Raw genomic sequence first — 12478 nt, forward strand, 5'->3', positions numbered from 1 at the left:
ACTTTGAACTTGCAAGAACTATAGCAAGAGCTTACGATCAACACAATTAAAGAAAACTGAGATTTAGAGATGGATGTTACTGTAAAAGAAGATAAAACGAACCTAAATAAGATACAAAAAAACAGCGCCGAATCCTTTGAAAATGACGAACTTATCAAGCACTACAATTCTGTTAAAGAGCTAACAAAGGTTGAGCGTTTTAAAAATGCATCTAAAAAATATAAGTTTACAATACCGGTAATTTTAATTGTAATAGTCGCTAATCTAGTATTTAGCGATGAAGCAAAGGATATTTGGAAGTGGATAAAATTGCATGCACAAGAAGCTATTGCTACTGGGCCAACATTATCAAATGATCCTATTGGTGTTTTTAGTCGGTCTTTTGTAAATTACACGAATGGTATTGCACCTATAGACAAAGAGAGTTTAATACCGTTGAACTTTCACTCTATCACTAGATATAAGTTAGATGCTGTAAGGTTTAAATCAGAGTTTTCAATTCAAAGTAATGGGTCAAACTGGGCAAAATGCTTGTTGATCGTCGAGGGTGCGTTAAGCAAGGCTGATGGCGGTGTTGATAAGGGAAGCTATGTTACTTATACACAGTGTCAGAACAGCAATAAAAATATAGTATTGGATGGTTATAGTCTCGTAGCTTTCCCACCAGAAACTAATAAGATGTTAGCACCGCCCGAATATTACTTATATAAAAACTAAAGATAGTGTTCAGCTATAGTAGCTCATATCCGATCTTACAGTTTAAACAACAGGTTTGGACTTCGCCTGACAGGCGGCTTTGAGCTGTGAGAGGCAAACGGTCGATAAACTCGTTTTTGGACATTAATGAGTTATGAGGGACGGAAACAGCCAAAGTTTGAAATAACTTGTCGTATATCAAAATCGAAATTGATTACTTCCTAATATGAACTCTGACAAAAAAATTTAAGTAAATCTGACAGAGTTCATTGCTAATCAGTTTTTAATTAACTATCGTTAAAATCAAACTGGGTCCGCGTTTGTAGGTGTTGTAATATTACAGATACCGTGGGCACATGTAACATGAATAACATTACCACTATTACGACTATCAACAATTGGAACGCCTGCACGCTCAGCAGCTCTTAGGAACTCCTGTACACCTGATTCACCCTGCACTGCAAAATTGAAAGAACCTGACATATAGTGTGATTTACTTTCAGAAATAACATTTCCATCAGCATCAACCCCCCCCACAAACCCATAAGTTAACTTTCCGTCAGAATTAATTCCTGTGATTTTAAATGTAGCGATAGAGTCATCAGAAAAATTTACTTCAATTACGAAGTTAACAGAGATTACTTTACCCGCAATTGATGCAACTGCACCAATATAATTTGCTAAATGTTCAAGTATAGGTAATCTTGAATTGTACTCATTGATTGTTTGCTGTTGCAAATAACTTGACCCGACTAAACCATAAGTGCTATCTGCAATAGATGTAGGAATCTCTATTTCAGACACCAATACTGAGCTATAAAGACCACCATAAGCAGATGCCAAAACAGCTAATTTTTGACTAGGAATAGCCACAAAATAAACTGTAGTTATAGCAGGTTCTCCTGCAACGTTATAACCCTCACCAACTATGCGTACTTCTTTTGCAAGGCCTTTGTTGTGGTTAAATATGACCAATTTATGATCAAAGCTTCTGATTTTGTGTTGATTTTCAAAGTTAGTTGCAGAGTAATTATAAGCAAAACTTCTAAAATCATTATCCGAAATACAAGAATCACATTCAGCATCATATGATGCTGAAAATGAAAGGTTGGATATGAATAGGAAGCCAATTCCAATTAATTTTTTAAACATTTTTATTCCTTTTAATATTTAATAAAAAAATACTCATTGCTAAATAATTAATAAAATGTTACGGTCACAATGAGCTTTTAAGTTATCAGTTGGTAAAGGGAGTGTAAATGATTAATTTAACATTATTTGGTTTTATAAGCTTTGCTAATATTTTATTATTGGTTTTTTTAACTAGTCGGTTCATAAATAAACCTACTAATTATTTCTATATTATCCTTTCAAGTTTGTTGTTTCCTATTTTTGGGTGGATTTGCTTTTTTATACTCCTCAACAGAAGTAAAGTCGAACCTCAAGGATTAGAGCAGTAGTGATATTTCTCATAGCATCAGAGTTGAATTATATGAAAGCCACCTACTATGAAGGTGACTTTCACCCCATATAAAAATAGAAGCTCTCATTTCACCTGTAAAAAAATATTATATTCACTTTTAAAATATTCAATCTCAGCCCAGATTAATTCTTCAGCTTCTTCAGCTTCTTCACAAAAATCAGCTTCAATTTGCTAGCTTTTTGCCCTTACATGCGTGCTTAAGAGAGTTATATGCTTGTTAGTTAAACCTTAGCGCATCACTGAATACACTTGTATTTTGATAACAGTTTCAGCTGGCTTTTCATGCGAGGTTTTCTTGTTGATTTCAGACAAGACAAAATGCTAGAAAAAATCATAAAAATTTAAAACATCAAGCAATGGCAACATAGGGGAGGGTTATCTCAAGGGGTTTGATAAGCTAAACTTAATCTACGGGCGTAACGGCTCTGCTAAGTCTACGTTAAGTGAGCTCTTTACTTTCCAACAAAGCAGCTGTAGAAGCGTTAAAACCTCTAGAGTCTGATGGTATCACAGCTCTATCTCTTCGAATTGGTGCTGCAAACGTAACGCTAAGCTCGCTTCAAACGCCGTTCAATTTCCAAGTATTCAATCAAGAGTTCATTGACAGTAACCTTTATATTCCTAATGCTAAAGATCGTAGTCAACTGACCAATTATTATGAGTTTTCATTAGGTAAAATATCAGTATTAAAGGATCAAGAGATTGATGCTCTTAAAGCAGGTGCATGAGATTCTGACAGAAGAAATGCTTCACAAGCTAAAGAATGATCCTGAATTGATGCTTCATCGAAAGCAAACTGTTGAGCACCCCTTTGGCACATTAAACTCTGGATGGGAACTTCCCACTTACTAACACGAGGTTTAAATAGCGTGGGGACAGAAGAGCCCTAGCAGTCAAGTCTGACAGATAAAGTTAAGACTTATTCAGTTCAGCACTTGGTTTTACCTAGTGCTGAAAAGGTTTACAGCGTTATTTCTCTTCCATTTATCACCGCAATACCTTCATTTATAGACATTTCCGTTTTAACATTTTGTTTGTCTTTGATAGCAAAACCTGTTTGTACAAGAGTATTACTAGAACCGACGCCAGTAATGCTATCTAAATCAATTAGAGGAATATCTAAGTTAAAATCACCTTCAAGTACTTTAATAACACCCATTGGGTTGTTAACCATATCGGGCATTTTTTTAGCAGGAAGTTTCAATTTAAGTGACCCATTGATCACACCATTCTCAGTTTCAGCATGTAGTTCATTTATCTGAAATGTCATGCCTGACTGTAAGAATCGCGCATACATAGAGGTCACATTATGCTTTCCATGAAAAGGGGATGCATCTGCACTTTGATTTTCAGCGAAACTTGCTTGGAATTCGTCTACAGCTTTCATATCAATATCTGATGTAACAGTATTAATAGAAAAATTTCTTAAATTGAAAGTACCGGTTTCTACTTCGGCTGCATATGTGGCTAAAGAGAAACTGTATGTATCATCTTGAATAGTCACATTAGTTTGTACTTCAATGTTAGTTGCATCAAATTTTAAACTACCGGCTTCATTGTATTGGGTAACATTGGCTGATTTAAAATTAGTAATGCCATCACACATCGTAGCGCATGACTCTATATCATAATTAAACGTCAAGTTTGCGTCTTTAAAATTCAGTGTAGCAGGGGAGTTACTAGCCTTCAGATCAATTTCATCACTTTTAGCTTGAAACTCTATATTATTACTGCCGTCTACTAAAGTGGCAAAGAACTTAACCGGCGTTAACTCAATGTTTGGGCCATATTGAATGTGGTCAGTCATACCTATAATTGATTGTTCGCTTAATGAGTGTTGGCTGATAAGTTGAACGGGGACTTTGAACCTTGGGCCTTCAATATCTTTAATACCTAGGAAATCTGTTATCTTTGCAGATATTTCCTCATTAAAATAAGCTTTATGTGTTACTTCAATAGGGTAGCTAAAGTTATTTATTGTGTGCTCAACTTCTAATACAAGTTGCTGACTGTCGCCTAAGTTGTCACTGAATATGCCTAACTTTGATTTATCAATCTTGACCGTTGTTGAGGCAGTAGACTTAAGGAGCCCCAGGCTAAAGCTATTAGAATTAGCGCTAACGCCATCAACATTATTCAATTTCTTTAGTGCAATATTATACCCGTATTGAGGCACAAAATAGATTGCTGAAACTAATGGTATAGCTGCTATTGGTAGTATTAACTTAAGAGATTTTAGTTTCACATTATTTCCAATTGATTTAAATTTCCTTAATATTACTACAAATTCAAAACTAAGCGTTATACAATAGAATTAAGTTACTTAATTTATTTAAACAAAGGTTGTTAATCATGACTAATAAAGTTGAAGAACAAAAAGAAAATAAGAAAAAATATGTATGGCATTCATGGTCTCCAACTCGAGGTAAATACCTATTAGGCACGGCGGTTGCCTTATTTGCATATGGTATCTACATGCAGCAGCCTAGTCCTGAATTAGAAAATGATATGTATGGTACGGCTGCATTCATCAAATGTTCTGGCAGTTTGAATGTAAATCAAGTAGATGAAAAGTCGTGCCGTGACTACTATGAAGATTATTTGACTAAACGAATTGATAAAACCGATAATCTTCCTAAAATTATACCTATTGATATTATTGGGTCTACATACCAAACTGCACAAAAACAATTAGTAGCTGCAGGGTTTGAACCACTTAAAGATCTGCAAGAAATGTCTAACGATAAGATTAGTTTTTTACCATCGGGTAAAACAATTGATACAGCAGCTAAAGACGATTCAGTTTTGTTTTAAAGAAGCAGGGCAGCTTTAATTAACTGCCCAACAAATAAAAGTGTGAAATTTAACATCAGCAAACCGCTACTAATAGCGGTTTTTTAGTATATACCTGAACCCGCATTATCTTTCCAACGTTCAGTTTCATCAAAGTATTCTTGAATTGTTCGTATATCAGCATGGCCTGTCATTTCCATGACTTTATTTATAGGCTTACCCGATCTTAAAGCAGTATCAACAAATCCTCTTCGTCCGCTATGTCCACCAAATCGACCTTCAATACCAGCATCATTAAATCGCTTTTTAATCATTTTATAAATTGATGTGTCTGAAATGGGGGAAGATAATAGTTTTCTACCTCTATTACTTCTTCTGAAGACGTAACCATCTTCTATTTTGGCTGCTGCTATGTACTCCTGAAGGTATTTAACAGGGCATTGCTCGCTACCATATACGATGGACTTAGTTATACCGTTAGTTTTTCGTTTAGCCTTGTCTAATTTTATCTGGACTCCTTTGCCATCCATGAATTTTATATTTTTGACTAGTAAGTTTGCCAGTTCAGAACGTCTAAATGCTCCCGCAAATAACAACATTAGCAAAGCACGATCCCTAAGGTCGATATGATCAGTTAAGTCCATTGTGCTAAAAACATGAGAAAGGTGTGACGAATTGAAGCCTTTTACCTTCTTCTTTTCAGAACCAACAGTAGATGCAATGCCCTGAAACAACTCTTTTATAACTCCTTTTTCATCACTATTAAATGAACGTCCTAATTGATTAAGCGCAAACATAACGCCATTCATCCTTCGTATTAAAGATGAAAAAGCCAATGGGCTCCCATCAATCAGAGTACCTTTGCGCCCAGCCTTATCTATCCAATCCCATCTTGATAATTTTCCATCTGCTTGATCAGCTATAAAATCACAAATTTCGGAAGCTGAAGCAGAAACAGGGTCAATTTGAGGGTTGTTAAGGTGACACCATTCAGTGAAGATTTTTGCATCCGATTGGTAAGCTCTTTGTGTGTTTGCTGCGTGCTTGTTACGAAGAAACTTTCGTGCATTACCCCCAAGGTCAGAAATCACATCACGGCGCTGCGAAACACCGGTAGGTTCAGTATGTAAGTTTTCGCTAGCAAGAATCATATCTAACTTAGGCAATTTTATAGCTCCGAATTTTTCTGATTGTTACTGCATTACATTTATATGCCCAATATACCCAATATTCCTTATGCCGACAAATGGGATTGTCGGCTCCAAGCATGCTGTCCTAACTACCCTAAGCCACCAGCGTTATAGCACGCTAAGTTGAGAGGTACATAGTCAGACCCTACAATTGCACTTGTCGGGTTGGTGAATTAATATTTTAGAGATATAAATATAAGTTCGTTAATTGAATTTACTGCCCCAATCTTTTCACAGAAATCTAATCGCGCAACCCCTATAAATTGAACATTTTAATTCCAGCAAAAACCAGTAGTAAATAATGTTATCTACCTTAAAAATTAATGCAAATGTATTGTAAGTTTACCCATTTTAGATACTATATACATGTTCAATTATTGAACATGTATTTTAACTATTAAAATGGACTATTAATTATGAAATATAAATACGTTTCAACTCTGCTGCTCGGTTTTTGCTTAAATTCACATGCTGCTTTTAATAACGCGAATCAACTTAATGATTTCGAATTTACGGCTACACAAATTGATAGCTTAGAAATATTAACCCAAGAAGCAATTAATTATATCGAACTGGAGGATGTGAATACTAAAAATGAAATGGTTTTGGGAGGTGATATTACACACTCAATACGATTTGAAGATGGTGAATTTAAAACAACACTAGCGTTTGGCCAGAATGATAAAGACCTAGTTACCAAAGAATTGTTTATTACTGGCATTTCGCATCTAAAAAATAAAATTCACTCTATTAAGTTAAAAAGTCCATCTCGCAATTGGGATTTTAACTTAACATTTATACATGACTCGCCATATAAGGAAGAAGATGGCGATATGGATCTTTTAATTAACGGCTCTAAGTACCAATATATTATTGAGATTGACAAAAGTTGGAAAATAAAAAAAGCGACCAAGTATATAAAAATTGATGAAGATATTAAGTTAGAAAATGACACTCATGAGGTGCCTGATACAGGATATATTAAACCACCCTACAGACAAGAGTTGCAAAATATGGCCACTATTAGCACTAAATCAGTTAATGGTTGGACAGTTAAGTACCCTATAAACCCTGAAAATTCAGTTAGCTTAGGTCATTCAAACCTTCTGCCGTTGAGCATTGAATCCTTAAGCATATCCAACCATGCTTCACCGATATAAATGGGTGTATTAATAAAGCTAAAGTTAAATGCAATCTTCGAGTAATTACAATAAGCAGGCGAAAACGTCCCAAAGCCAACTTTTACGACACTATATCTATTTACATCAATATTCTCTACAACGAGTGGTCCTGATAAAATTCGAGCCTCCGCTACAACCCCATAAAAAGATACAATTACCATTAATAGTATTTTTAATGCAGCCACGATCCACCTTTCCTTTAATTTTAAATTTTTATAAATAATGCCCTTAGCACAACAAGCGCTTAGTCCCGAATTATTGTAGGGGTGACTTTAGCTGGTGGATACCCCAATAAATAATAATCTCGCAATATTATGACAACATACTTATTTGTAAGTCATTGTATCTGAGCATCAAAGCAAAATTCATTTAAAAAGTTCACAAAGATAAACCTGTCGTAAACAATGGTATGAAGGCTTTGCCATCTATAAAAGAGAGCTCTTCGAGTTCATCAACTTGTGAAGTTACATCATGAGTAAAACAGAAGAAGTCAGTTTTATAAGGATTGAAAGTAACCTCAATATGTTGGTCACAGAACTTCTCTGGCGCCTCAATTGAATGTAAATCACCTATAGCATACGCACAGACATTTTTTCGCTTCTCTTTCAAAATACGTGCCCTTCCAGCTTTAGATACATTAAATTTTACGTTATTCAAAGTAAGATGATCTAAATGCCCTACTACCTTGCCTTTATATTCACCTGTTGCGGCTTGAATCGACCATTTACCATTATTTAAATTGCGGTAAACACGTACCTTATCCCCTACAGAGAATGTTCTATTTTTAAAGCCGTTGATAGTCATTTATTTCGAATCTCTTTTAAAGAATTACCCTCAAATTAACACCACTTTCAAAACGAGCAAGCAGCCTGAAAAGCTTGAAATGGGTTGCTTATATTTACAAATACAATAAAATCTTACACATTCAAAATTTAGTGTTAAATATATGTCTACCAAACTTACTCGAACACAAAAGAGAAATAAGAAAGCGAAAGCTAAGCTAATAAAAGCAAGGAACAAGGCACAAGAAATTGCGGGACGAATACAGTTTAAGTGTTCAATATCGTCGGAGGAATGGGGGAATTTGATACACAATAAAAGCGTAAAATATTGTGATATAAACTCGAATGACATTTACCCCCTTAAATGCGCGCTATTAGATTTAGAAGATAAGGGAATCCACGCTACCGTCAAAGAAAGGCAAAATGGTAGTTTTGTAATAGTTAATACACCAGCGCCACTAAATTCAGCCGAAGATGCCTATGATGATGGTTTACTAGATCCACTAGATATTATGTCTAACTCTGGTATGCCGGAAAGCACAGAGTTTTTAGGTTTTACAATTTGCAATTGTGATGGCAAGTTTTTAGGAGAAGATGGAGTATCTTTTGTAGCTAAGAATGCTGGCTGGATGCTTTTATCTGATCAACTGGATGCAGAAAAACTATGTAATACTTTTAAATCTAGCTTTGTCTCAATGGCATTTAAAAATAATAACAATATAGCGTTAGCAGTTGTTCAACCTTCTTGAAGTAGATTCGTACGCTTTTAAAAGATATAAAGTTGTCCACTCTAGTTCTAAAATGATTGAAGCCGGGCAATAAAATTAACTCCAAGTTGCTTTTTACCTACATAGCGAATTTGATGATAATGAAAATGCTTTTGTATTTAATGATATAAAAATACTAATGTATCTAAATCTAAAAAAAATTCACTTTGATTTGTAATGTCTGCGACTTTACAGGCCTAATTTAAATATAAATAAAGTAGCTAAATAAGCGAGTATGATTAATTTGAATAACGTAACGACTGCAATTTTACCCCCTGTAATGCCTCTTTTTGAATCGGCCGAAAACTTAAGAGAACCTAACGTCTTCATTAATGAAAAAATAGCATATATCGCTGTCAACAAAGTTGATGATGCTGGTGAGCTTTATGAATACGCCTTAGATTGGCTTAGTGAAAATGTTGATAGATACAATAATTTTAAAGCCTATAGAGCAGAACTAAATTCATTTTTACACTGGTGCTGGAGTGTGCAGGAAGTGTCAGTAGCGGGTGTTAACCGTCATTTGATGCGAACATATATTGAATGGTGTGAAAACCCGCCAGCAGAGCTTGTAGGTGAATATAACGCTTCACAGTTTGTATATGACAAATCAATTGGGTTGACTGTACCTAACTATAAATGGCGACCATTTACAAAAAGAAAACCTAAGGGATCAAACTTAGATATTCAAGATGTAACCTATAAGTTATCGGGTACAGCCATTTCAACAAAGCTAAGCATTCTAAGTATGTTCTTCCAATATCTAAATGGTGAGGAGTATTGCGAAGGAAACCCTGCTGCAGTCGTACTAAAATTTGGTAAGTACAAAACTGTCAGTCAGTCAGCTTCTGCAGGTGAAGATGATGATGAAATGAAGTTTTTTTCAGAACTGCAGTGGAGCTATGTCATAGATACAGTAGAGGAAATGGCTGCGCTAGATCCTATTACCCACGAGAGAACCGTTTTTCTAATAAAGTTCCTTTATTCTACTTTTTGTCGTATTTCTGAAATTGGTGCAAGAGCAGGATATGCACCTATTATGTCTCAGTTTAGGCGTGATAAGAAAACTTCTCTGTTAGGTTTTTTCATTCCAAGATCTAAGGGTGGTAAACGACGCACAATATCTGTGTCTGACGAACTTAGAGATGCCCTAATCCGCTACCGTAGATTTAGAAAACTACCTGATTTGCCAATACCTGGAGAAGAAACCCCGCTATTTGTTCGCCATAAAGCAGCGAGTCATGGCCGCGACACTGGCGATATAAATGCAAATTTGGGCATAAGGCAGATCAGAGAGATAGTTGATAATGTCTTAATTTGCACATCAAACAGGTTATTAAAAGATGGTTTTACTGAAGATGCTGCAGAAGTGAAATCTTTAACTGTGCACAGCATTAGGCATACAGGTATTTCTCACGATATTGCCCACGGTAGGCCATTACACCATGTTCAAGCGGATGCAGGCCATGAAAGCATAGAAGTAACCTCAAGGTATCTTCATACAACCAGAGCTGAACGTTATGAAAGCGCCAAAAATAAAAAACTCAACCCTTTAACATAGTAATTAGGAGATACTTTTGCGTAACTTTTTTATAGCTGCCGCTACAGCGACCTTACTTAGTGGTTGTAACTTAGAAGCTAGTAAATTAATTAGTTCTAGATTTGATGCACAATGGAACGAACGCTTAAAGTCACTAGATATAAGTTCTTTATATATTTGTGAAGGTGAAAATGGTGACTCGTTCTTTAAGCTATCAAGTGCAGAAAGCACGGTGTTTATGCATGAAAGTAAATGGTGTGCATTTGAAGATAACAATTTCGTTATTATGAATGTCAGCGCTAAAGAGTTTAAGTACCTATCAGGTACAAATATCAACTTAGTAAATGGGCACTATGAAGTGTCATTAAATCCAGAGCTGAAGAAAGAGTTTACTCCAAGCGAAGTTGTAAGCTTTTTATCTTCTATTTCTAATAGGTATGAAAAATCTAAAAAATTACTGATTGAAAAGCAAAATAACAAGCAAGCAATCAAGGATGCCTGGGGGCAAGAAAGCGATTAATTATTATAAATTTTCTGCAGTAAACTGCCCTAATTGGGCAGTTTTTCAAATAATGAATGTTCAGCAATATCTGAAAAAAACAGCGGGCATGCATATTCATCATACGCGTTAAAGCTATCAACGTAATCCCCATGCGGTTCAATGACAGTCAGTTTTAGTAACTGTTGGCAATTCATTTGCGTAATAGCATCAATAAATTCTCGATAAACCTTTAAACAGGTAAATTTTTGCACCTGGCTAAGAGTAGAATTTTGCATATTTATAGTAACTTTAGGCTTGGATAATAGCTGATCGTGGCTTTCAGAAGAACTTCTCAAACAATGCATTATAACTAATTTAACACCAATATCGCTGCCAACTCTTGAAATTAGCGTGTTAAGTTTGCTTAAGCTAGTGTTTTTTAATATTTTAGAAGCAGCTAAATTATTACATTCGGATAAATCTACCGTAACTAAAATTCTTGTCATAATATAATCTTTGAGTTTATGATTTACTGTCAGTTCGTCGTGTTCAAATTTAGTATTCATTAGGTCACATCGCGATAATTTAATGTATTAATCATGGTTTCCATGTTTGAAGTGCTTTTTCATTACCAATTATCAGTGAGTCGCATATATCTTGACTATCATTAAAGTGATAACTTTTTGGAATGTTTAGTGCTTGCTTAGCGACATCATTATAGGCTTTAAGCCTTTTTTCATTGTTGAATACAATTTTCTTCAGTTCGCTAAGATCATCTTTTTTGCCAATGGTTTTAGAAAAGCATTCTAACGCTTCTTTTTCATTGTGTAGTAGAAACGCAATTACTGAAAGGTTTGATGTATTATTATTTCGAATTATTGATTCATAAACTTTGGCTAACTGAATATTTGCAGCCCGGAAGTCAGGTTTATAAGGGTACTTATGAGCAATATAAATTTGAACATCATCTCTCAAACCGCTGCTATCAACATCAACACCATATAGCCTGGCCTTATCAATATTTTCATCCGGCGGAGCAGGCATAGTTGAAATAAAATAAGGTAAGCTCATGTTTTCTATGGAATTAACCTTTTTAGTCGAAATTACTTCGGTAACTTCCGAATCCGTTAAACTAGGGGCGGAAAATGTACCAGTCAGCGCATAACCGCCTACTACTGAGGTTAAAAATAAAGTAGATAAAACTGCTTTTGTAGTACCGCTTAATATTTTAGTTTTAGCGACATTGGAACTAAACATTGTTAATTAGTGACCTTGTTATTAGTTATTTTATTTTAACGCTTTTCATTGAGAACGTGGTAACAAAAGCTTAAATTAAATGTTATTTTTATCCTTTCTCTGTAATAAATCTATTCTCTCTGTTTTTGTTTAACATTGGGTGTACGGGTATATTAAACTTACTGATTTTGCCAAACTGAGAGTTTGTGATTTAGCCAACTTCAATTATACGCACCGCTACACCTGAACTAAACAAAAACATATTTAAATCACTAAGTTACGTCTAATTATCTCCGCGCAGATATAAATAGGTTACGATAATGACTATT

13 protein-coding genes are annotated in these 12478 nt (G+C 35.0%); 7 read left to right on the forward strand and 6 right to left on the reverse strand.

The annotated features are described in order from the left end of the window. Positions 1–69 precede the first annotated feature (69 nt). Positions 70–717 (forward strand): hypothetical protein, encoded by a 648-nt coding sequence (locus L655_RS0107460; RefSeq protein WP_024604629.1) that lies wholly within the window; start codon positions 70–72, stop codon positions 715–717. Between the two features lie 282 nt (positions 718–999). On the opposite strand, the gene L655_RS0107465 is transcribed toward L655_RS0107460, so the two are convergent. After that, positions 1000–1848, reverse strand: a complete 849-nt coding sequence (locus L655_RS0107465) for a hypothetical protein (RefSeq protein ID WP_024604630.1) — start codon at positions 1846–1848, stop codon at positions 1000–1002. A gap of 774 nt (positions 1849–2622) precedes the next feature. Between L655_RS0107465 and L655_RS0107475 the strand changes: the two genes are divergently transcribed. After that, positions 2623–2907, forward strand: a complete 285-nt coding sequence (locus L655_RS0107475) for a hypothetical protein (protein WP_024604631.1) — start codon at positions 2623–2625, stop codon at positions 2905–2907. A 233-nt stretch (positions 2908–3140) separates the two neighbouring features. Here the strand turns inward: L655_RS0107475 and L655_RS0107480 are convergent, their stop codons facing one another. Further along, positions 3141–4424 (reverse strand): DUF945 family protein, encoded by a 1284-nt coding sequence (locus L655_RS0107480; RefSeq protein WP_024604632.1) that lies wholly within the window; start codon positions 4422–4424, stop codon positions 3141–3143. A gap of 107 nt (positions 4425–4531) precedes the next feature. On the opposite strand from L655_RS0107480, the gene L655_RS0107485 reads away from it, so the two are divergent. Then, entirely contained in the window at positions 4532–4993 is a 462-nt protein-coding gene (locus tag L655_RS0107485) for a hypothetical protein (protein ID WP_024604633.1), read from the forward strand. Positions 4994–5076: 83 nt separating this feature from the next. Here the strand turns inward: L655_RS0107485 and L655_RS0107490 are convergent, their stop codons facing one another. Then, entirely contained in the window at positions 5077–6138 is a 1062-nt protein-coding gene (locus tag L655_RS0107490) for a site-specific integrase (protein ID WP_024604634.1), read from the reverse strand. 440 nt (positions 6139–6578) lie between these two features. Between L655_RS0107490 and L655_RS0107495 the strand changes: the two genes are divergently transcribed. After that, the gene (locus L655_RS0107495; RefSeq protein WP_024604635.1) at positions 6579–7322 is read left to right on the forward strand and encodes a hypothetical protein; all 744 of its coding nucleotides are present in this window, start codon (positions 6579–6581) and stop codon (positions 7320–7322) included. Between the two features lie 399 nt (positions 7323–7721). On the opposite strand, the gene L655_RS1000000126260 is transcribed toward L655_RS0107495, so the two are convergent. Next, positions 7722–8147 carry a hypothetical protein gene (locus L655_RS1000000126260; RefSeq protein ID WP_024604636.1) on the reverse strand — a complete coding sequence of 142 codons (426 nt, stop codon included), beginning with the start codon at positions 8145–8147 and terminating at the stop codon, positions 7722–7724. Positions 8148–8289: 142 nt separating this feature from the next. Between L655_RS1000000126260 and L655_RS0107505 the strand changes: the two genes are divergently transcribed. From L655_RS0107505 to L655_RS0107515, 3 genes are all read left to right on the forward strand, one after another. After that, complete coding sequence (locus tag L655_RS0107505) at positions 8290–8874, forward strand: hypothetical protein (protein WP_024604637.1); 585 nt, start codon at positions 8290–8292, stop codon at positions 8872–8874. A gap of 262 nt (positions 8875–9136) precedes the next feature. Beyond that, on the forward strand, positions 9137–10453 hold the full coding sequence (locus L655_RS0107510; RefSeq protein ID WP_241764459.1) for a site-specific integrase: 1317 nt from the start codon (positions 9137–9139) through the stop codon (positions 10451–10453). Positions 10454–10469: 16 nt separating this feature from the next. Then, complete coding sequence (locus tag L655_RS0107515) at positions 10470–10952, forward strand: hypothetical protein (RefSeq protein ID WP_024604639.1); 483 nt, start codon at positions 10470–10472, stop codon at positions 10950–10952. A gap of 29 nt (positions 10953–10981) precedes the next feature. Here the strand turns inward: L655_RS0107515 and L655_RS0107520 are convergent, their stop codons facing one another. Both L655_RS0107520 and L655_RS0107525 read right to left on the reverse strand, forming a co-directional pair. Beyond that, a complete protein-coding gene (locus L655_RS0107520) occupies positions 10982–11479 on the reverse strand; it encodes a hypothetical protein (RefSeq protein WP_024604640.1) in 498 nt (165 codons plus the stop codon). A gap of 31 nt (positions 11480–11510) precedes the next feature. Continuing rightward, entirely contained in the window at positions 11511–12170 is a 660-nt protein-coding gene (locus tag L655_RS0107525; RefSeq protein WP_024604641.1) for a hypothetical protein, read from the reverse strand. Positions 12171–12478: the final 308 nt, after the last annotated feature.

Source organism: Pseudoalteromonas sp. TAE79 (assembly GCF_000498015.1).
In the GTDB taxonomy this organism is placed as follows: Bacteria; Pseudomonadota; Gammaproteobacteria; order Enterobacterales; family Alteromonadaceae; genus Pseudoalteromonas.